At 49.1% G+C, this 20,711-nt stretch carries 18 protein-coding genes; all 18 read left to right on the top strand.

The window, feature by feature from the left end:
- The first annotated feature begins 43 nt into the window (after positions 1 to 43).
- The 18 genes from rpsO (at position 44) to recA (ending at position 20,669) form a co-directional block, all read left to right on the top strand.
- Positions 44 to 313 (top strand): 30S ribosomal protein S15, encoded by a 270-nt coding sequence (gene rpsO / locus IEX81_RS02400; RefSeq protein WP_188801466.1) that lies wholly within the window; start codon positions 44 to 46, stop codon positions 311 to 313.
- Between the two features lie 156 nt (positions 314 to 469).
- Positions 470 to 2,599 (top strand): polyribonucleotide nucleotidyltransferase, encoded by a 2,130-nt coding sequence (gene pnp, locus IEX81_RS02395; protein ID WP_188801465.1) that lies wholly within the window; start codon positions 470 to 472, stop codon positions 2,597 to 2,599.
- Positions 2,600 to 2,832: 233 nt separating this feature from the next.
- On the top strand, positions 2,833 to 4,068 hold the full coding sequence (locus tag IEX81_RS02390; RefSeq protein WP_188801464.1) for a M16 family metallopeptidase: 1,236 nt from the start codon (positions 2,833 to 2,835) through the stop codon (positions 4,066 to 4,068).
- Between the two features lie 177 nt (positions 4,069 to 4,245).
- The gene (gene dpaA / locus IEX81_RS02385) at positions 4,246 to 5,139 is read left to right on the top strand and encodes a dipicolinic acid synthetase subunit A (RefSeq protein WP_188801463.1); all 894 of its coding nucleotides are present in this window, start codon (positions 4,246 to 4,248) and stop codon (positions 5,137 to 5,139) included.
- A gap of 1 nt (position 5,140) precedes the next feature.
- Positions 5,141 to 5,737 (top strand): dipicolinate synthase subunit B, encoded by a 597-nt coding sequence (locus IEX81_RS02380; protein ID WP_188801462.1) that lies wholly within the window; start codon positions 5,141 to 5,143, stop codon positions 5,735 to 5,737.
- Between the two features lie 118 nt (positions 5,738 to 5,855).
- Positions 5,856 to 6,938 carry an aspartate-semialdehyde dehydrogenase gene (locus IEX81_RS02375; protein ID WP_188801461.1) on the top strand — a complete coding sequence of 361 codons (1,083 nt, stop codon included), beginning with the start codon at positions 5,856 to 5,858 and terminating at the stop codon, positions 6,936 to 6,938.
- 59 nt (positions 6,939 to 6,997) lie between these two features.
- The gene (dapG, locus tag IEX81_RS02370; RefSeq protein ID WP_188801460.1) at positions 6,998 to 8,245 is read left to right on the top strand and encodes an aspartate kinase; all 1,248 of its coding nucleotides are present in this window, start codon (positions 6,998 to 7,000) and stop codon (positions 8,243 to 8,245) included.
- 5 nt (positions 8,246 to 8,250) lie between these two features.
- Positions 8,251 to 9,153 (top strand): 4-hydroxy-tetrahydrodipicolinate synthase, encoded by a 903-nt coding sequence (dapA, locus tag IEX81_RS02365; protein ID WP_188801459.1) that lies wholly within the window; start codon positions 8,251 to 8,253, stop codon positions 9,151 to 9,153.
- A gap of 82 nt (positions 9,154 to 9,235) precedes the next feature.
- Positions 9,236 to 9,883 (top strand): pyroglutamyl-peptidase I, encoded by a 648-nt coding sequence (gene pcp / locus IEX81_RS02360; protein ID WP_188801778.1) that lies wholly within the window; start codon positions 9,236 to 9,238, stop codon positions 9,881 to 9,883.
- Between the two features lie 151 nt (positions 9,884 to 10,034).
- Positions 10,035 to 11,702, top strand: coding sequence for a ribonuclease J (locus IEX81_RS02355; protein ID WP_188801458.1), 1,668 nt, complete (start codon positions 10,035 to 10,037; stop codon positions 11,700 to 11,702).
- A 318-nt stretch (positions 11,703 to 12,020) separates the two neighbouring features.
- The gene (locus IEX81_RS02350) at positions 12,021 to 14,324 is read left to right on the top strand and encodes a DNA translocase FtsK (RefSeq protein ID WP_188801457.1); all 2,304 of its coding nucleotides are present in this window, start codon (positions 12,021 to 12,023) and stop codon (positions 14,322 to 14,324) included.
- Positions 14,325 to 14,398: 74 nt separating this feature from the next.
- Positions 14,399 to 15,133, top strand: coding sequence for an elongation factor P 5-aminopentanone reductase (gene ymfI / locus IEX81_RS02345; protein WP_308424057.1), 735 nt, complete (start codon positions 14,399 to 14,401; stop codon positions 15,131 to 15,133).
- An 83-nt stretch (positions 15,134 to 15,216) separates the two neighbouring features.
- Positions 15,217 to 15,489 carry a DUF3243 domain-containing protein gene (locus tag IEX81_RS02340; protein WP_188801456.1) on the top strand — a complete coding sequence of 91 codons (273 nt, stop codon included), beginning with the start codon at positions 15,217 to 15,219 and terminating at the stop codon, positions 15,487 to 15,489.
- A 262-nt stretch (positions 15,490 to 15,751) separates the two neighbouring features.
- On the top strand, positions 15,752 to 16,534 hold the full coding sequence (locus IEX81_RS02335; protein ID WP_188801455.1) for a DUF3388 domain-containing protein: 783 nt from the start codon (positions 15,752 to 15,754) through the stop codon (positions 16,532 to 16,534).
- An 18-nt stretch (positions 16,535 to 16,552) separates the two neighbouring features.
- On the top strand, positions 16,553 to 17,455 hold the full coding sequence (locus IEX81_RS02330; RefSeq protein ID WP_188801454.1) for a helix-turn-helix domain-containing protein: 903 nt from the start codon (positions 16,553 to 16,555) through the stop codon (positions 17,453 to 17,455).
- Between the two features lie 130 nt (positions 17,456 to 17,585).
- Positions 17,586 to 18,164, top strand: coding sequence for a CDP-diacylglycerol--glycerol-3-phosphate 3-phosphatidyltransferase (gene pgsA / locus IEX81_RS02325; protein ID WP_188801453.1), 579 nt, complete (start codon positions 17,586 to 17,588; stop codon positions 18,162 to 18,164).
- A gap of 82 nt (positions 18,165 to 18,246) precedes the next feature.
- Positions 18,247 to 19,494: a competence/damage-inducible protein A gene (locus IEX81_RS02320; protein WP_188801452.1), complete on the top strand. Its 1,248-nt coding sequence runs from the start codon at positions 18,247 to 18,249 to the stop codon at positions 19,492 to 19,494.
- 116 nt (positions 19,495 to 19,610) lie between these two features.
- Positions 19,611 to 20,669 (top strand): recombinase RecA, encoded by a 1,059-nt coding sequence (gene recA, locus IEX81_RS02315; RefSeq protein ID WP_188801451.1) that lies wholly within the window; start codon positions 19,611 to 19,613, stop codon positions 20,667 to 20,669.
- The last annotated feature ends 42 nt before the right edge of the window (positions 20,670 to 20,711 follow it).

Below are 20,711 nucleotides of genomic sequence, written 5' to 3'. Positions count from 1 at the left end.
GCAGCTGAGCTCAAGGGGATTCGAGATAGGGAGGTGAAAGCTCATGGCTTTAACAAAAGAACGCAAGACTCAGCTGATTCAAGAGTATCAGACACATGAGAACGATACCGGTTCACCGGAAGTTCAGATCGCCGTTCTGACGGAACAGATTAATGTACTTAACGAGCATTTGAAGTTGCACAAGAAGGACCACCATTCTCGTCGCGGCCTTCTGAAAATGGTTGGTAAGCGTCGCAATTTGCTGACTTATCTGCGCGGTGTGGATGTTAAAAGATACCGTGATTTAATTAACAAATTGGGACTGCGTCGATAAGAAAAACGAAAAAGCGGGCGATGTCCCGCTTTTTTATTAGCATAAAGATATTTCCCACTTATGGCGGAATTTATTCCTGCTGTTCAAATAAATCTGGAAAAGCCCGGATTGACGGGCTGTTTTGCTACGTTTACAGAAAAGAGGTGTTACAGGGACATGGAACAGGCAAAGCATGTTTTTGAGATGGAATGGGCCGGACGGCCGCTCCGCGTCGAGATTGGCGAGGTCGCTAAGCAGGCGAACGGTGCCGCACTTGTCTACTATGGCGACACGGTCATTCTTTCTACGGTAACGGCATCAAAAGAACCAAAGGAAGGTTCATTTTTCCCGCTGACGGTCAATTATGAAGAGCGTGCCTATGCAGTAGGGAAGATTCCGGGCGGCTTCATCAAAAGAGAGGGCAGGCCAAGCGATATGGCGACTCTTGCCGCCCGTTTGATTGACCGGCCGATACGCCCTCTTTTTCCCGATGGGTTCCGCAATGAAGTTCAGATTGTCAATATGGTCCTCAGTCTTGACCTGAACTGCAGCGCACAGATGGCGGCTATGCTCGGATCGTCTGTAGCTCTGTCGGTTTCCGACGTACCTTTCGGCGGGCCGGTTGCCGGTGTTGTTATCGGTCGCGTGGATGGAAAATTTGTTGTCAATCCTACCGTTGAACAGGCAAAAATAAGCGATATGAACCTGACCGTTGCAGGGACCAAAGAAGCCATTAATATGGTTGAGGCGGGCGCGGATCAGATTCCTGAAGAAGTCATGCTTGACGCGATTCTGTTTGCTCATGAACAGATCAGGCAGCTGATTATTTTTGAAGAACGGATAGTCTCTGAAGTCGGAAAAGAAAAAATGGAAACCAAGCTTTTCAAGGCAGATGCCGATCTGGAAATGCACATCCGGAGCCTTGTCGGCGACCGTCTGGACAAAGCCATGCGCACGGAAGAAAAACAGGCGCGGGACAAGGCGATCAGCGAGGTCAACCAATCAGTCATCTCGGTTTTTCAGACAGAGAACGAGCATGCCGAGGAGCCGATTGATACGGCGCTTGTTGAGGAGGTTCTACATAATATCCTGAAGGAAGAGGTGCGGCGGATGATCGTCGTCGAACATCTTCGTCCCGATGGACGCGCGATCGATGAAATCCGGCCGCTTTCAGCGCGTGTCGGTCTTCTGCCGAGGGCGCACGGATCAGGCCTGTTCACCCGGGGACAGACACAGGCGCTCAGCGTTTGCACACTGGGGCCGCTTGGGGATTTTCAGGCATTGGATGATTTCGCCGCTGAAGATTCCAAACGATTCCTGCATCATTATAATTTTCCCGGTTTCAGCACTGGCGAAGCCAGACCGGTACGCTCGCCCGGCCGCAGAGAAATCGGACACGGGGCGCTCGGTGAACGCGCGCTGGCACCGGTTATTCCTCCTGAAAAGGAATTCCCATATACGATCCGCTGTGTTTCTGAAGTACTGGAATCAAACGGGTCATCTTCCCAGGCAAGCATTTGCGGGAGCACGCTCGCACTGATGGATGCCGGGGTGCCGATCAAGGCGCCGGTGGCGGGAATTGCCATGGGCCTTGTCAAACACGGAGACGACGTCGTTGTGCTGACAGATATTCAGGGGATGGAAGACTCGCTCGGGGATATGGATTTTAAATGCGCCGGAACGGAAAAGGGTGTGACGGCACTTCAGATGGATATTAAGATTTCCGGTGTGACGCGCGATATTTTAGCCCGCGCTTTGAATCAGGCTAAGGAAGGCCGCATGAAGATCATGAAGACAATTCTGACGGCGATACCCGGGCCGCGCCTGCATCTCTCCGAATTTGCTCCGAAAATATTGAAGATGTCGATCAATCCTGAAAAAATCCGTGATGTCATTGGATCAGGCGGGAAAGTCATCAATAAAATAATTGATGAAACAGGTGTCAAAATCGACATTGAACAGGACGGCTCCATTGTCATTTTCTCAGCCGATGAAAAGGGAAGCAAGAAGGCAAAACAGATGATTGAGGATCTGGTTCGCGAGGCGAAGATCGGGGAAATCTACGTTGGAAAAGTAAAGCGGATAGAAAAGTTCGGAGCGTTTGTCGGCTTGTTCGGACACACAGACGGGCTGATTCACATCTCGGAACTGGACAGCAAACGTGTTGAAAAAGTAGAAGATGTCGTTAATATCGGCGACGAAGTCCGCGTCAAGGTTATCGATATTGATCATCAGGGCAGGATTAAACTTTCACGTAAAGCGGTTCTTTCAGACTCTGGAATACAAAAAGAAACAAACGTTCACTGAAACCGAAAATTCACGAATAATAGCAGGTCTTCTGCTGAAGCTGGCGCCGTGCCGGCTTCTTTTTTTAGGGAAAATTAACGCTTTTAACCGATCGTCAATTGTTGTCCTCATAATCTTAATGAAAAATACATAAAAGAATATGAATCTATTTGTCTGCTATTTTTCATCGTGCTATAGTATATAGTAATTTAGAATTAGAATATTGAGTGAGAAGAGAAACGGGAGGATTTTTCGTGGTTATAAAACATAAATGTTCGAACGGTGTTCGCGTTTTGCTGGAAAAGATGCCGTTTGTCCGATCGGCGAGCATCGGCATCTGGATCGGAACAGGTTCAAGATATGAAAATGAATCGAACAACGGCATTTCACATTTTATCGAACATATGCTCTTTAAAGGGACCGAAACGCGAAGCGCGCGGGAAATTGCCGAGGCGTTTGACCGAATCGGAGGTCAGGTCAATGCCTTTACCTCAAAAGAGTGCACGTGTTTTTACGCCAAGGTGATGGACAACGATTCATCCTATGCGATTCATGTGCTCGCCGATATGCTGTTTCACTCCCGCTTCGACCGTGCGGATCTCGAGAAAGAAAAACAGGTAATCGGTGAAGAGATCAAGATGTACGAGGATACCCCGGACGATCTCGTTCATGATTTGCTCAGCGCTGCAAGTTTTGCTCATCATCCTCTCGGTTATCCGATCCTCGGTACAAAGCAGACGCTGGCGGATTTCAGTCCGGACGACTTGAGATCGCATATGCATACACATTATACGCCGGATAACATCGTAGTCTCCGTAGCCGGAAACATCGACGAATCATTCATTGATGAAATCGACCGGATTTTTGTAGATTACGAGGTACCGGAAAGTGAAGAGCGGCAGCCTGCCCCTTCGTTTAGTCCAGGCAAAATAGCGCGCAAAAAGGAAACGGAACAGGCTCATGTCTGTCTCGGTTATGCCGGGGTTTCAAGCAGCGATGAAACGATGGTTCCGCTGATGGTGATGAACAATGCACTGGGAGGGAGCATGAGCAGCCGCCTGTTTCAGAATGTTCGCGAGGAACGGGGCCTTGCATACTCCGTATTTTCATTCCACACCGCCTTTAAGGACAGCGGTCTTTTGACGGTCTACGGAGGCACAGGAGCCGATCAGATTGAAGAACTTGGAGAGACGATTCTTGAGACGATCCAGACGATGACAAGGGAAGGTCTGACAGAGAAAGAGCTGGACAGCAGCAAGGCACAGATCAAGGGCAATATAATCCTCGGTCTGGAAAGCACAAACAGCCGGATGAGCAGAAATGCAAAGAATGAGCTGATTCTCGGACGCGACCGTTCGATCGATGAAATGATCGATAGAATCGATGCTGTGACTCTGGCCGATGTGCGTGAAGTGGCGGAATCAATCTTTGATAAACCGTACTCATGTTCCATCGTCAGCCCGACCGGAGACGTGCCGGCCGCACTTTGATTCATTATTGAATCAGCAAATAGAGTAAAGTCCCTGAAAAATTTCATGATTTTTCGGGGACTTTTTCTATGGCCTAAAGCCCAATCATTTTCACAACAGCGGGCGTTTGTCATACCATAGAGTGTTGAAAGAAAATTAGGCTATGTATTGAAAGACAGCCATGCGGAGGGAAAGTCGATGCTGACAAACAGGCACATCGTGATCTTGGGAGGGGACGCTCGGCAGATTGAAGTGATTGACAAACTGACTGCGCTGGATGCTCGTCTGTCGCTTATCGGTTTTGATCAGCTGAACCGGAATTTCAACGGAGCAATTAAAATGAATATGGAAGAGGTCAGAGCGAAAGAAGTAGACAGTCTGATTCTTCCCGTCAGCGGAACGGATAAAGAAGGGAATGTCGAGACCACATTTTCCGTTGAAACGATCAAATTGACCAAAGACTGGCTTCAAGAGACTCCGGCACACTGCACCATCTATTCTGGCATCTCGACACCTTATCTTGATAAAATCTCACGCGAAACGGGGCGTGAGGTCGTAAAATTATTTGAGCGTGACGATGTCGCAATCTATAATTCTATTCCGACGGTTGAGGGAACGCTCATGATGGTCATCCAGCATACGGATATCACGATTCATCACGCTAATGTGATCATTCTTGGGCTCGGCCGAACGGGAATGAGTCTGGCCAGGGCATTTGCGGCGCTTGGCGCCCATGTAAAAGTAGGTGCCCGCCGTTCGGAACATCTCGCCCGTGCAGTGGAAATGGGGCTGGAAGCGTTTTACCTGAAGGATCTTGCAGATCAGGTACAGGATAACGAAATATGCATCAACACGATTCCGGCAATGGTGCTGACCAGCAAGGTTCTTTCCTGTATGCCTGCCAGCAGTTTTATCATGGACGTCGCTTCGCTTCCCGGCGGAACGGACTTTCGCTATGCAAAAAAGCGCGGCATCAAAGCTATTATTACGCCGGGACTTCCCGGACTTGTTGCTCCGAGAACAGCGGGTCAGATTATTGCAAATGTGATGACGGAGTTGTTGCTGGATAAATTTTCAGAGGAGGCGGAATAAGATGAGCCTTGAAGGGAAGCATATCGGTTTCGGAATCACCGGATCGCATTGCACCTACAGCCAGGTTGTTCCTGAAGTCGAAAAACTGGTGGAAGCGGGATGCGAAGTGACGGCGTTTGTCACGTATTCGGTGAGGCAGACAGTCACCCGTTTTGGGAGCGGAGAAGACTGGGTGGGGAAGGTGGAAGCCATCACAGGAAACGAAGTTGTCGATTCAATTGTCAAAGCTGAACCGTATGGGCCGAGAAAGCCGCTTGACTGTATGATTATTGCTCCCCTTACCGGAAACTCGCTGAGTAAATTCGCCAATGCGCAAACCGATAGCCCCGTGCTGATGGCGGCCAAGGCAACATTGAGGAACGGCCGCCCTGTAGTGCTCGGCATTTCAACGAACGACGGGCTCGGACTTAATCTGCAAAATATTGCTAAACTGATTGTTACAAAAAACATTTATTTTATTCCGTTTGGCCAGGATGATCCAGTGCACAAGCCGAATTCCCTGGTCGGTCGAATGGACGCGATGATGGAAACAGTAGAATCTGCCGTGCTTGGAAAACAGCTTCAGCCGATACTTGTCGATAAAACAAAGCAAGATTGATGTTTAATGTTTTCTCCAGGGCTGAATATGATAAAATAGAACTGGATTTCCAAGGGAGAAGGCTGTTTTCTGCGATTCTCCCTTTCTTTCGACTATCAGTGATTATATAATAGATAAAATGATACGTATCGTTCAGGGAGAGATCAGTTTGTTAAATACAGAAGGACTGAATGTGGCTGTAGTCGGAGTTACAGGGGCTGTAGGTACAAGAATGCTTGAAATGCTCGAAGGTTCACCGCTTCCGGTAAAGAAGCTCCTCCCGCTTGCCTCAAAACGCTCTGCAGGCAAGAAAGTCGTGTTCGGCGGCAAGGAGTGGATCATTGCGGAAGCGAAGCCTGAATCTTTTAAGAATATAGATATTGCACTGTTCAGCGCAGGGGGATCCGTATCAAAGGAACTTGCTCCGGAAGCTGCGGAGCGCGGAGCTGTCGTTATTGATAATACAAGTGCGTTTCGGATGGACAAAGATGTCCCGCTTGTCGTTCCGGAAGTGAATGAGGAGGCGCTGCATGGGCATCACGGTATTATCGCCAATCCAAACTGTTCAACAATCCAGATGGTCGCGGCGCTTGAGCCGATTCGACAGGCATACGGCCTGAACCGCATTATTGTTTCTACCTACCAGGCGGTCGGAGGCGCGGGTGCCAAAGCGATGGCGGAACTTGAAAGGCAGACAAGGGATGTTCTGGAGGGCAAACAGCCGGAGGCAGCCATTCTTCCGGTCAAAGGGGACAAAAAACATTACCAGATGGCATTTAACTCGATTCCGCAAATTGATATGTTTCAGCCGAACGATTACACTTTTGAAGAAATGAAAATGATCAACGAAACGAAAAAAATCATGGACGACCGGCAGCTGAAAGTTTCGGCCACTTGTGTACGTGTGCCTGTTCCGATCAGCCACGGAGAGTCAGTCTATATAGAAATTAATAAAAACAACGTTGAATCCTCGGACATAAAAGCCCTTCTTTCCGATGCGCCGGGAATTGTATTGCAGGATGATCCGGCACACCAGATTTATCCGATGCAAATGAACGCTGTAGGAAAGAAAGAGGTCTTCGTCGGCCGTATCAGGAAAGACCCTGATGTGGAAAATGGTTTTCACATGTGGATTGTTTCCGATAACCTACTCAAGGGCGCTGCATGGAATTCGGTCCAAATTGCGGAAAGTCTTCTGAAGCTAGGACTGATCGAAGCCTGAGAGAGATGGCAAAGCGGTTTACTTGGGATATTCTCCTGAAGAGAAAGGATGATAGCGATTTGAAAATCATTGTGCAAAAATTTGGCGGAACATCCGTCCAGACTCAGGATATGAGGGATCATGCGGTTCAGCACGTGATGAACGCCATAAATGACGGCTACAAGGTGATTGTTGTTGTCTCCGCGATGGGCCGTTCGGGGGATCCTTACGCGACCGACACATTGCTCGGCCTTGTCGATGAAAATGAGAGTTCGCCGCGCGAGAGGGACATTCTGATGTCCTGCGGAGAAACGATTTCGATGGTTGTCTTTTCGAACCTGCTGAAAAAGGCAGGCATTCGTTCCGAGGCGATGACAGGCGCACAGGCGGGTTTTCGGACGAATAAAATGTTTAACGAGGCGAAGATCATTGAGATGAAGGTTAGCCACCTGCTGAAAAAACTTGAAAGTCTCGATGCTGTAGTTGTCGCCGGTTTTCAGGGACAGACGGCAGATGGTGAAATAACAACCCTTGGACGCGGGGGCAGCGATACATCGGCTGCAGCACTGGGCGCGGCTGTCGATGCGGAATGGATTGATATTTTTACAGATGTTAACGGCGTCATGACTGCGGATCCGCGTATTGTAAGCGATGCACGCAAACTTTCGGTTCTTACTTACAATGAGGTTTGCAACCTCGCCTACCAAGGGGCGAAAGTGATCCACCCGCGGGCAGTTGAGATTGCCATGACGGCCAAAATTCCGATACACATCCGTTCGACAATGTCTGACGGACTTGGTACGCTCGTCACAACGATGAACCGTGCAAGCCGCGGACAGGATATTCAGGAACGGCCGGTAACCGGGATAACGTATGTCAGAGGAGTGACACAGATCCGTGTGCGTGCCGGTAAAGAGGAGTACGATCTTCAGGCGAAAGTGTTCAAAGCGATGGCGGAGAAAGGGATCAGTGTTGACCTGATTAATATCAGTCCGAACGGTGTTGTTTACACGGTCATGGAAAAAGTGACGGATCTTGCCGTTGCGACGCTGAAAAAATTGGGCTATTCGCCGGATGTGCTGGGCGGATGTGCCAAAGTCTCGGCTGTAGGAGCGGGAATGGCCGGTGTTCCCGGAGTTGCTTCGCGAATCGTGAACGCTCTTACGGAACAGGGAATCCGTATCCTGCAGTCCGCCGATTCCCACAATACAATTTGGGTTCTGGTTGAACAGGCGAAGATGAATAATGCCGTTAACGCACTGCACCGCGCTTTCCATCTAGAAAAAGAGCAAGAAGAAGCAGGTTTGGAACAACCAAAACAGGAGTGAGAGAAATGGATTTTGGCAGATTGTTGACTGCAATGGTCACGCCATTTGATGAGAACGGAAAACTCAGTCTTGAAAGAACGACTGATCTTTTGGAACATTTGATACGAAATGGATCGGATGGCGTAGTCGTTGCCGGGACAACGGGGGAGTCACCAACACTTTCAAGTGAAGAAAAACTGCTGCTATTCGAACATGTCGTAAAAGTAGCAGCCGGACGTCTGAAGGTTATTGTAGGCACCGGAGGAAATAATACAAAGCAATCCGCCGAGTTTTCGAGAGAGGCCGCAAAGCTTGGCGTGGATGCAGTCATGGCAGTGGCGCCTTATTATAATAAGCCGAATCAGGAAGGGCTTTATGCACATTACAGGACTATTGCCGAAAACGTCGACGTGCCGGTTGTCGTGTATAATATTCCCGGCCGTTCAAAAGTGAATATATCCGCTGAGACGATGATTCGACTCTCTAAAATCGATAATATTGTTGCCGTCAAAGAGGCAAGCGGGGATCTGGATCAAATGGCGGAAATTATCAGTGGGACAGATGAGGATTTTCATCTGTACAGCGGCGACGACGGTCTGACCCTGCCTATTCTCGCGATTGGCGGTCAGGGTGTGATTTCTGTCTCGTCACATATCATCGGATCCGAGATGAAAAACATGATTACGGCTTTTCTGGATGGAGATATCAAAGAGGCGGCATTCTTGCATCGGGCGATGCTTCCGCTTATGCGGGAACTTTTTGCGGCGCCTAATCCTGCGCCGATGAAAACGATGCTTAATCATCTGGGCATTCCGGTCGGAGGTGTCCGTCTGCCGATGGTTGATCTGACAGATGGGGAGCGGGCCTCGCTGGTCGATGTATACAGTCGTTTTAAAAGCCTCTCTGAACAGAAAATCAAAAACAGCTGAATTTGAAGACAAAGGGTGAATAGGAACACGGTTTCCTTATTCACCTTTTTATTCATCCAAAATAAATTAGAGTCAAGGAGCGATCGGCATGAGAGTCTTGTTAAGCGGGTTCGCGCCTTATGGTGAGGATCATGTCAACCCTTCCTGGGAAGCGGTACGGCGGCTGGACGGCATTCAGGCTGCGGAAAACGTGACACTCTTTGCGACGAGGCTGCCTGTGGTTTACGGAGAAGCGATAAAAAGACTGATTTCATCGATTCGTGTCATCAGGCCGGAGGTGACGATCGCTGTCGGACAGGCCGGGGGGAGAATGCAGATTACTCCGGAGCGTGTTGCGATCAACGTTAGCGATGCGCCGATTCCTGATAATGCGGGCCGGGTGCTGACCGATAAAGTGATTATTTCAGACGGGCCGGCGGCGTATTGGTCGACTCTGCCGGTCCGCAAAATTGTCCGTGCTATCAAGGACCTCGGTATTCCCGCGGGGCTCTCCAATACGGCAGGAACCTTTGTCTGCAATCAGGTTTTCTATGGACTGATGCATGAACTGAGCCATTCCGGGCAGACGAAAATCGGCGGCTTTATTCATATTCCTTATATTCCTGAGCAGACTTTGGACAAACTTGCGCCCTGCCTTTCACTCGATACGATCACCAAGGCGCTGAAGCGAGCGGCCGTTGTCTCTGCCGAAGCACTGATGCCGGAGCACAAATTCACCGAAATCAATTAGGAGCGGATATGCCTACCCGTTTGGCTGTTTTGGGTAAGTGAGATGTTTTTTATTTAAAATTGTACTTTGCTCAAGGGTTTGGTTATAATAAAAACAATGATTAGTTCGGGTCAAAAGCGATGACTGCTCAACTTAATAGGAGGAATGCCCATTGACACACTCGAAGCAAGACAGTGTGAGAATCTATCCAATGGGCGGCGTTGGCGAAATTGGAAGTAATATGACAGTCATTGAGGTCAATCATGACATCTATATTATTGACGCGGGATTGATGCACCCGCATGAAGATATGCTCGGAGTCGATACTGTGATTCCCGATGTATCCTATCTGGCTGAAAACCGGGAACGGATTCAGGCCATATTACTGACACATGGGCATCAGGCGAATATCGGCGCCCTCCCTTACTTGCTGAAGGAATTAAAGGTGCCGGTTTATGGGACGAAACTGACCCTGGCTCTTGTCAGGGAAAGCCTGAAGGATTCAGGGGAAAGTGTACGCAAGGATCTGCTGGTAATGATTGATCCCGATAAGAATTTGAAAATCGGCCACTGTATTTTTTCATTCTTTCGTACTTACCATAGTGTTCCGGATGCGATCGGCATTGCTGTTCAGACAACGCAGGGAATGATTGTCCATACAGGCGATTATAAATTTGATTTTACGCCGGTAGGGGGAGTGCGGACTGATGTCAGCAAGATAGCGGAGATAGGAGATAAAGGTGTGCTTTGCCTGCTTTCCGACAGCAAACATGCGGAGATTCCGGGAAAGGCGCCTTCAGATTCGATGATCGGCGATCAGTTCAGCCATATGCTCTACTCGGCTACCGGCCGGGTCATTATGACGATTCATGCGACCAATCTTCACCGCATCCAGCAATTTGTAAATGCCTGCATGCAGCATCACCGGAAAGTGACCATTGACGGACGTCTTCTGGAAAGAATCATTTCAATAGCTGTCAATGAAGGATTTCTTGACGTACCGAGGAATTTTTTCCTTTCCTGGGAAAAGGCATTGAAGTGTCCCAAAGAAGAACTGGCTGTCATTACGAGCGGTCCTGACGGCGATCCGCTTACCCCTTTGACCGGCATAGCTAATCATTTGCACAAAAAACTGAAGTTGCTGGAAAACGATTTGATTATTTACGCGGCGTCGCTGACCCCGAGCAATGAAAAGACGGTCACGAATGCGATTGATCAGTTAATGAGTGAGGGAGCCCAAGTCGTCTTTGGAAAGAGTGTGCACGTTTCGGGGCACGGTTCTGCCGAAGATATAAAACTGATGCTCCAGCTGACCCGCCCCAAATACTTGATTCCGATTGACGGAGAATTCAAAATGATGAAGGCTCATCAGACGATTGCCGAATCCATGGGACTTTCGCCGCATCAAGTTTTTCTTCTCGACAAGGGCGATGTTGTGGAATTCGTCAAGGGGGAGGCAAAACAGTCTGAAGCGGTTCCTGCCGGCCAGCTGCTTGTTGACGGCCTGGGGGTCGGCGATGTCGGAAACATTGTATTAAGGGACCGGCGGATGCTTTCACAGGATGGCACAGTGATTGTTGTTGTGACTCTGGGGCGCCGGACGAAACGGATCCTCGCAGGACCGGAAATCATTACCCGCGGTTTTGTGTATGTTCGGGAATCAGAAGATTTATTGGAAGAAGCTAATCATATTGTTTCAGAAGTGCTCTCAAAGGCACTGACACAGCATGTATCCGAGTGGTCATCGCTTAAAAGCGGAATACGCGACGCATTAAGCCGTTACTTTTTTGACAAAACCAAACGCCGTCCAATGATATTGCCAATTATCATGGAATATTAAAAAGATGAGCCGCGATCACGGCTCATCTTTTTACATAAATAAAGGGAGGCGCCATCCGGAGTCCGGAAAATTGCGGAATTTTGTGAAAGCAGAATGGAGCCCTGAACCATGCGGCTGACCGCCTGCATCCGTTCTGTCGGAAGGCGGTTTTGAAAACTTTGCGAAATACGGAGTTATAGAGTAAATTAAGGACAGTAGTTACCGCATGAAGGACACTCTTAAAAAAATTTTTAAAACGTGCACTTCTATTTTTCTCAGGTGTGACATGCTCCATCTAAACTAACTGATTTCACTTTTTCATTGAATCGAGGTAAGATTATGCCCAATAAAAAGCGGAAGAAGGCCCGGCCCAGGAAGGGATGGAAAGAAACGCTCATCTATGAAGTCGGCGGTCTTGCCATGTTCGCACTGACCTGTATCGGGATCAGCAGCCTGGGGGCGGCAGGAGAGGTGCTCAAAGAAGCCTGCCGTTTTTTAGCCGGGGACTGGTGGAACATTCTTCTTCTTTTTTCTCTGGCTCTGTCAATCTATTATATTCTCATGCGGAAGCAGCCCGTCTTTTTTACAAGAAAACTGACCGGTGTCTATCTGCTCACCTTCTCCCTGCTTCTTTTCAGCCATGTGAGGTTGTTTGAGACACTTTCCGCAACGAATGTGTTGCAGAACAGATCGGTTATATTCAATACATTTGTTTTATTTCAGAGTGAATTGTCGGGAACTGTTCCGAGTCAGGGCTTAGGAGGAGGAATGATCGGCGCAGTCGGTTTTGCCTTTTTTCATTATCTTTTCTCAACGACAGGAACGCTATTCATGGCTGCCTTCCTGTCTCTTGTTTCCCTGATTTTGATTACAGGGCTTTCCCTACGGGATACCGGAAAAAAGTTATTCGGTTGGCTGTTCACTGGTATGGCAAGAAGTGTTAAGGAAAGCGCGGGACGTCTGAAGCCCATTTTTCAAAAGAAAGTAAAAAAGGGGGAACGGCCGGATTCTGCAGGCCTGAACAGGCAAAAGGAAAATAGTACAGATGTGGGTCCGTCTCAAGAACCGGAGATTCATGATTTCAATGAGCGTGTGACCGTCCCGGCCGACTCTTCGGCCGATCAACCGAAAATTGAGGCGAAACGCGAGCCTGAAGAAAATCGGACGGTTGAGGCCGGACCTGACTTTACACAAACGTCGCTTGAGAATGAAGACTACCAGCTGCCCCAACTCGATCTTCTTCATCATCCGAGAAAGAACGCGCAAAATAATGAGCGAAAACATATCGCTGAAAACGTACGTACACTTGAGCGAACGTTCGAAAGCTTCGGGGTTCGGGCAGCTGTGCGCGAAGTGCATCTCGGCCCTGCCGTGACGCGTTACGAGGTTTATCCTGAAGCCGGAGTCAAGGTCAGCCGCATCCTGAGTTTAAGTGATGATCTTGCTCTTGCGCTTGCCGCAAAAGATATCCGCATTGAGGCGCCGATTCCGGGCAAATCGGCCGTCGGTATTGAAGTGCCTAACCGGGAAGTAGCAATGGTCGGCCTTCGGGAAGTGCTGGAGTCGAAGAGCGCAACGCGTGCGGCTTCGAAACTTACCATCGGTTTGGGGCGCGATATATCAGGTGAACCGATTCTGGCCGATCTGAACAAGATGCCTCATTTGCTGGTCGCTGGTGCAACGGGCAGCGGGAAAAGCGTTTGTATCAACAGTATTATTATTACGATTCTGATGAGGACCAAGCCGAGCGAAGTAAAACTTTTCATGATTGATCCTAAAATGGTCGAATTGAACGTATACAACGGCATCCCTCATTTGCTGACACCGGTTGTCACTGATCCGGCAAAAGCAGCCCAAGGGCTGAAAAATGTTGTCGGTGAAATGGAAAGACGCTATGAACTTTTTTCAGAAAGCGGGACACGCAATCTTGAGAGCTACAATGAGGCGGTCAGAAAGTTTAATGAAAAGCATGAAGAAAAGCAGCCGTTGATGCCTTATATTGTCGTCATTATTGATGAACTTGCCGATCTGATGATGGTAGCCTCCAAAGATGTTGAAGAGACGGTCACACGCCTGGCGCAAATGGCCAGAGCCGCCGGCATCCACTTAATCATAGCGACCCAGCGTCCTTCAGTAGATATTATCACCGGAGTGATTAAAGCCAATATCCCGTCGAGGATCGCCTTCAGCGTGTCGTCAATGATGGACTCGCGCACGATTCTAGATTCCGGAGGGGCCGAAAAGCTTCTTGGAAAAGGGGACATGCTGTTTCTGCCGATCGGGGCTTCCAAACCGACGCGCATACAAGGCGCTTTCCTTTCGGATGATGAAGTTGAAAATGTGGTTCAGTATGTGATCGGGCAACAAAAAGCAAACTACAGAAAAGACATGATCCCTGGCGACCAGCAGGAAAGCAGCCAGGAGAAAGTGGACGACGAGCTGTTTGACGACGCCGTTCAGCTGGTGGCCGCCATGCAGACCGCGAGTGTATCCATGCTGCAGCGCCGTTTCCGTATCGGCTATGCGCGTGCCGCCCGTTTGATTGATGCCATGGAGGATCGTCATATTGTCGGCCCTTATGAAGGAAGCAAACCCCGGGCCGTGCTTATTCCAAAACAGGACGATGAAGCCTCAACACGCTGACGGGCAGATTGGCCGGCTGCTTGAGCCCGGGGAATGGTTTATGCGGTGATAAAAAGAGAAAGGCAAGCCAGGTGATGAAATTGGGCAGAACACTGATTACCGGAGCAAGCGGAGCAATCGGAGGGGCAGCGGCGAAAAAACTTGCCGACGCCGGAAAATCTTTGTTTCTCCATTACAATAAGGGAGAAAAAGCGGCTTTCCGGCTCGCGGAAGAATTGGCGGAAACACATCCGGATCAGACATTTTCTTGCGTCCGGGCAGACCTTTCAAGAGCGTCGGGTCCTGAAGAACTGCTTGCACGCCTCGACGGCCCCGTAAGCGGCGTTGTTTATAATTGCGGAAAAAGCCAGGTCGGGCTCTTTCAGGAAGTTGCCCCCGAAACAGTCACAGAGTTTATTCAGCTTCAGCTCATCAGCCCGTTTCGGCTGATTCAGGAGTTGATCCGTCCGATGATCCATGAGAAGAAAGGCAGTATTGTCTTTGTTTCATCCATCTGGGGGCTGACCGGAGCTTCGATGGAGGTGCTTTACTCGATGGTAAAGGGGGGGCAGAACACTTTTGTCAAGGCGCTGGCCAAGGAGCTCGCGCCAAGCGGGATTACCGTCAACGCAGTTGCTCCCGGAGCGGTGGACACACCGATGATGGCTGATTTCAATGAAGAAGATATTGATCTGGTTAAAGAAGAAATTCCAATGGGGAGATTTGGCCGCCCTGATGAAATTGCCGCACTGATTGCCTATCTGATGAGCCCTGACTCTGCTTATATCAGCGGACAGATTATCTCTGTGAACGGCGCGTGGTACTGCTGACTGGATGAGTTTTCCTGTATAAGCCAAACCATGTAAGGCACTCTATTAAAAGTAACGCATAAGTTTTTAAGGAGGTTCAGGGTATGTCTGTTTTGGATAATTGGAATCAGTGGAAAGACTTTCTCGGCGACCGGATTCAGCAAGCCGAGAGCTTAGGCGTTAATGAGGAGGCGCTGACAGGTTTCGCAAAAAAAATCGGGGATTATCTGAGTGAAAACGTCGATCCAAAAACAGAACAGGAACGTGTTCTGTCTGATTTATGGCATGTGGCTGGCGAGAACGAACGACTGGTCCTGGCAAGGCTGATGATGAAATTGGTCACTTCAGATACCCATGCCGTGCAGGGGTCTGTTTAAACTTACGAATGCGGGAAATATAAAGGGAAAGGGATGCCGAACGGTATCTCTTTTTTTGAAGAACGATATCGTTAAACGGGATAAATTATGATAAAATTAAGAATGTGGTTCCATGTAGAAAATCCTATCTCCGTCTCCCTACAATGCGGATGGGGTTGGAAAGCCATCGTTATTTTTTTCATCGGACACAGGAAATACCTCTTGAAAACCAGGATATTTTAAGATAAATTGAACTGGGCCGCTTTTTAAAGGGAGGATCTCCATGGCAGACGGTAAGGAATGGTATCTGGAGTACGAAATACATAGAAACAGACCTGGTTTGCTTGGAGATGTTTCATCGCTGCTTGGTATGCTTGGGATCAATATTCTGACAATAAATGGCGTAGATCATGAACGAAGAGGATTACTCGTTGCAGCTCGCGAAGATAAGCAGATCGAACGTTTTCTTGCCATCGCCGAAACGATGGAAACGATTCATCTGACCAAAGTGCGTCCGCCGACTTTAAGCGACCGCCTGGCGGTTCGCCATGGGCGCTATATTGAAAGAGACACGGGGGACCGCAAGACTTTTCGGTTCACAAGGGATGAGATAGGTCTGCTTGTCGATTTTATGGCCGAACTGATTAAAAAGCCTGAGCATCTTCTGCTGGGCATAAGAGGGCTCCCCCGGGTCGGCAAATCAGAATCAATCATCGCTGCGAGTGTTTCCGCAAATAAACGATGGATATTTATTTCTTCGACATTGCTTAAACAAACCGTACGCACCCGGCTGTCCGATGATGAGCGTTCGGCTGATCACATTTATGTTATTGACGGTGTTGTCTCCAAAAGAAGGGGTTCGGAAAGCCACTGGGACCTGATACGGCAGCTGATGCGAAGCCCCGTGACCAAGGTGATCGAACATCCCGATGATTTTGTAAAAGAAACAGAATACACTCTGGAAAATTTTGACTACATTCTGGAATTGCGCAATCATCGGGATGAGCAGATCAGAAGCAGCGGCGATTCTATTCATTCGGATTTTCCCTGGTCTGATTTTAATTAACAATGGCAGGTGTTATTAGTGAGTGAATTAGGTCAAACATTGAAGGAGGCCCGTGAAGCAAAGGGGCTCTCTCTGGACGATCTGCAGGAAGAGACGAAGATCCAGAAGCGCTATCTTCAGGCAATTGAAGACGGCGATTTTAAGCAACTGCCCGGAGATTTCTACACAAGAGCATTTATCAAGAGCTATGCAGAATCCGTAGGGCTGGATTTTGGCGAGCTGTCCGCGCAAAATGCTGGTGAACTTCCCAAAATGTATCGGGAGCATACCGAAATCCGCACGCTCCCGCCTGACGGAAGTGAAGAGATGCCCGCTTCGAGAACCGTACGGCGTCGGACAACCCGTTCCGGTACGGACGGCTGGTCCTCTTTTCTCAGTAAAGCAATCATTGCTGTTTTTGTCCTGATTGCGATCATGATTGTCTATATTCTGGTAACTAATTTGATGAGCGGACATCCTAACCAGACTCCGAAGAACGGTCAGGGAAGTGCTTCCTCAGTTTCCTTTAAGGGAAGCAGCGCTTCAGCGGCAAGTTCCGGAAGTTCAAGTGCGAAATCGGGTTCTTCGGCTCAGAAAAACAGTTCCTCTTCCTCATCGATGCAGCAGAGTCTGAAAATGGATAGTACACAGGGTTCAACGACAACATACACGCTCTCCGGCACAACGAAATTTGCTGTATCCATCTCGGCGACAAATGGTAATAGTTCATGGATCAGCGCTACGGATGTGAAAAGCGGCAATCAACTTGTACAAGGGATCGCGTCGGGATCCAAGACTTTTAACTTTGACGCATCCAATGTTCAGTCCCTCCGCATTGATATCGGCAACGTTCCGAATACTGTGCTGAAAATCAACGGGCAGGATTTCACATTTCCAAATCAGACGATTGTTCAGACGATTGTCATTAATTTTACGAAATAAACAGACCATTGAGTTGGAGTCAGCCGGATCCGGCGGCTCTTTTTTTTTCATGTGGCCGGTAAAATGTGAAAGTTGTGTGTCCATGAATACAGGATAGATATTTTTTACTCTTAAAAAGGAGGATTTTATCATGAACATCGCCAATAAGTTAACAGTATCCCGTATGATCATGATCCCCGTTTTTCTGGTTTTTCTCCTCGCACCGATCAATCTGGGCACCGCAGGTTCAGGGGGCTTTACGCTTCCGCTTTCTCAAATGTTCGCAGGTTTCCTCTTCATTATCGCTTCCGTAACCGATTGGCTTGACGGCCGGATTGCGAGAAAACGGCATCTGATTACAAATTTTGGAAAATTTTCCGATCCGCTGGCCGATAAGCTGCTCGTGATGAGCGCCTTTGTGTCGTTTGCCGGTATGGGAAGAATAGCTTCCTGGATGGTCATCATTATTCTTGCCCGCGAGTTTGCGGTTACCGGCCTGCGTCTTGTCGCTGCTGGCGAGGGCGATGTGATTGCGGCCGGTCAGCTTGGAAAATGGAAGACATTTTTTCAAATGCTCGCAATCATTTCCTTTTTATTCAACAACATTCCTTTCGGCCTGAACGGGTTTCCTTTAAATCAGGTTCTTCTTTGGATCGCCGTGATTCTGACCATTCTTTCCGGAGCCGATTATTTCTACAAGAATCGCGAAGTCTTGCTTCGCTCAAAGTGAATCTTTCCGGTTGCACTTCGCGCTGCAGTACCAGATAATAGGATGAGAGAAAGCGAGTTTGGAAGGGGAGGACACTGGTTTTATGAATGCTGAGATCATTGCGGTAGGTTCAGAATTGCTGCTTGGCCAGATCGCCAATACAAACGCCCAGTTTATTTCGGAACAGCTGGCTTTGCTGGGTATTAATGTTTACTTTCATACGGTGTGCGGGGACAACAAAGGGCGTCTTCTTAATGCGATACAAAATGCCGAGTCACGCGCGGATCTGCTGATTTTTACCGGAGGTCTCGGTCCGACGAAAGATGATCTTACGAAAGAGACGGTCGCAGAAGCGCTCGGCAGAGCCCTTGTGACGGATCAGGAAGCGATGGACAGCATGCTCGTCTATTTTCGGGTGACCGGACGTGAAATGACGGAAAATAATCGGAAACAGGCCCTCGTAATCGAAGGCAGCCATGTCCTTCGGAACCGGCAGGGGATGGCTCCGGGAATGATTGCCGAGAGCAACGGCCATACGTATTTGCTCATGCCCGGAGTTCCTTCCGAGATGAAACCGATGTTTCTCGACTTCGCGAGAGGTTATCTTGCCCATCGTCACACTCAGCACATTCAGTCGCGTGTCCTCCGTTTCTTTGGAATCGGGGAGTCGCAGCTTGAAACGAAAATTCTCGATCTGATTGATGCTCAGTCCAATCCGACGATCGCTCCGCTGGCCAAGGAAAGCGAAGTGACGCTCAGGCTTACGGCGAAACATGAAAATTCGGCAGAAGCCGTTAAAATGCTTGACCGGATAGAAAAACAAATCAATCAAAGGGTCGGTCGGTATCTATACGGATATGGGGAGCAGACGTTGGCCGAGGTCGTGTTCAGGCTTTTGGTAAACCAGCAAAAGACGATTGCCTTTGCGGAAAGTCTGACCGGCGGCATGGCCGCAGAATGGATGACCGGGCTTCCCGGCGCTTCTTCCGTGCTGACCGGCGGTGTGGTCTGCTATACAAACACGGTAAAAGAACGCGTGCTGAAAGTGCCCTTATCTGTATTGAACGGGGAAGGCGCTGTAAGCGGAAGATGCGCCGAAATGATAGCGGCCTCAGTCAGGGAGCTGTGCGGTTCAGATCTTGGCGTCGGCTTTACCGGTGTGGCCGGACCGGATAAAAGTGAGGGGAAAGAGGTCGGAACAGTATACATCGGTTTTGCAGATGCCCGAGGAGCGAAAAGTTATTTGTTTCATTTCAATGGGTCACGCCGGAAAATCAGGACCCAGTCCGTTAAAACCGGGTATGACCTGATCAGACGCTATCTTTGCCATTTGCCGGTTCTTGAGGAGTAAAATCCGCACAGATAAAGGACAGGCAAATGGATGCGAATAAATATTCCCAGAACACTTGTGCTGTTTTCGGAAAAAGGTTATGATGATAAAAGGATGTCTAAGGAGATGAATCGAAAATGGCTGAAAAGAACGAGAGAAAAGCGGCACTTGACAATGCCCTGCGTCAGATTGAAAAACAGTTTGGCAAAGGTTCGATTATGAGGCTGGGAGAACAGCCGGAACAGCGTGTTTCCACGGTATCGAGCGGTTCGCTGGCCCTGGATATTGCGATGGGGGTCGGCGGCTACCCGCGCGGCCGTATTATTGAAATTTACGGTCCTGAGTCTTCAGGAAAAACAACAGTGGCGCTCCACGCGATTGCCGAGGCCCAGAAAGGCGGCGGTCAGGCGGCTTTTATTGATGCCGAGCACGCGCTGGATCCCATATATGCGGAACATCTCGGTGTAAACATCGATGAACTGCTTCTGTCGCAGCCGGACACCGGCGAACAGGCGCTTGAAATTTGCGAAGCCTTGGTCCGGAGCGGTGCAATCGATATCATTGTCATCGACTCCGTTGCAGCGCTTGTTCCCAAGGCGGAAATTGAAGGAGAAATGGGTGATGCGCACGTCGGGCTGCAGGCCCGGCTGATGTCGCAGGCTTTGCGAAAACTGTCCGGTGCGATCAGCAAATCAAAGACAACAGCCATTTTCATCAATCAGATTCGCGAGAAGGTCGGTGTGATGTTCGGCAATCCGGAAACCACACCGGGCGGACGGGCACTGAAATTTTACGCGTCGGTCCGTCTTGAAGTGCGCCGTGCAGAAGCACTCAAGGTCGGCAATGACATTGTCGGGAACCGTGCAAGAATTAAAGTGGTGAAGAACAAGGTTGCTCCCCCGTTCAAGCAGGCGGAGGTCGATATCATGTACGGCCAGGGAATTTCTCAGGAGGGAGAAATTCTCGATATCGGCGCGGAGCTTGATATCGTTGAGAAAAGCGGCGCCTGGTATTCATACAATAAAGAGCGTCTCGGCCAGGGTCGTGAAAATGCAAAACTGTTTTTAAAAGAAAATGAACCGATCAAGGACGAGATCAAGAAACAAATTCGTGCCCATTATCATCTGGATGATGCCGCTGACGATGAGACGGTCTCTGAAGATGCGGAACAGCCTGCGGGCAAGGAATTGAATTAAGCCTTCCGAAAACTTGCGGACAGGCAGTGACCCTTTGAAAAC

Origin of the sequence: Sporolactobacillus putidus (assembly GCF_014647035.1) — a bacterium.
In the GTDB taxonomy this organism is placed as follows: domain Bacteria; phylum Bacillota; class Bacilli; order Bacillales; family Sporolactobacillaceae; genus Sporolactobacillus; species Sporolactobacillus putidus.
The sequence above is the reverse complement of the archived record's forward strand: the minus strand, read 5'-3'. Positions and strand labels throughout refer to the sequence as shown.

Bases quoted from the DNA above. Each gene is read 5' to 3' on its own strand.
- ymfI (WP_308424057.1), top strand. From the start codon at position 14,399: ATGAAATTGGGCAGAACACTGATTACCGGAGCAAGCGGAGCAATCGGA.
- dapA (WP_188801459.1), top strand. From the start codon at position 8,251: ATGGATTTTGGCAGATTGTTGACTGCAATGGTCACGCCATTTGATGAG.
- pnp (WP_188801465.1), top strand. From the start codon at position 470: ATGGAACAGGCAAAGCATGTTTTTGAGATGGAATGGGCCGGACGGCCG.
- pgsA (WP_188801453.1), top strand. From the start codon at position 17,586: ATGAACATCGCCAATAAGTTAACAGTATCCCGTATGATCATGATCCCC.
- dpaA (WP_188801463.1), top strand. From the start codon at position 4,246: ATGCTGACAAACAGGCACATCGTGATCTTGGGAGGGGACGCTCGGCAG.
- IEX81_RS02340 (WP_188801456.1), top strand. From the start codon at position 15,217: ATGTCTGTTTTGGATAATTGGAATCAGTGGAAAGACTTTCTCGGCGAC.
- IEX81_RS02335 (WP_188801455.1), top strand. From the start codon at position 15,752: ATGGCAGACGGTAAGGAATGGTATCTGGAGTACGAAATACATAGAAAC.
- IEX81_RS02350 (WP_188801457.1), top strand. From the start codon at position 12,021: ATGCCCAATAAAAAGCGGAAGAAGGCCCGGCCCAGGAAGGGATGGAAA.
- IEX81_RS02320 (WP_188801452.1), top strand. From the start codon at position 18,247: ATGAATGCTGAGATCATTGCGGTAGGTTCAGAATTGCTGCTTGGCCAG.
- IEX81_RS02375 (WP_188801461.1), top strand. From the start codon at position 5,856: ATGATACGTATCGTTCAGGGAGAGATCAGTTTGTTAAATACAGAAGGA.
- recA (WP_188801451.1), top strand. From the start codon at position 19,611: ATGGCTGAAAAGAACGAGAGAAAAGCGGCACTTGACAATGCCCTGCGT.
- IEX81_RS02380 (WP_188801462.1), top strand. From the start codon at position 5,141: ATGAGCCTTGAAGGGAAGCATATCGGTTTCGGAATCACCGGATCGCAT.
- rpsO (WP_188801466.1), top strand. From the start codon at position 44: ATGGCTTTAACAAAAGAACGCAAGACTCAGCTGATTCAAGAGTATCAG.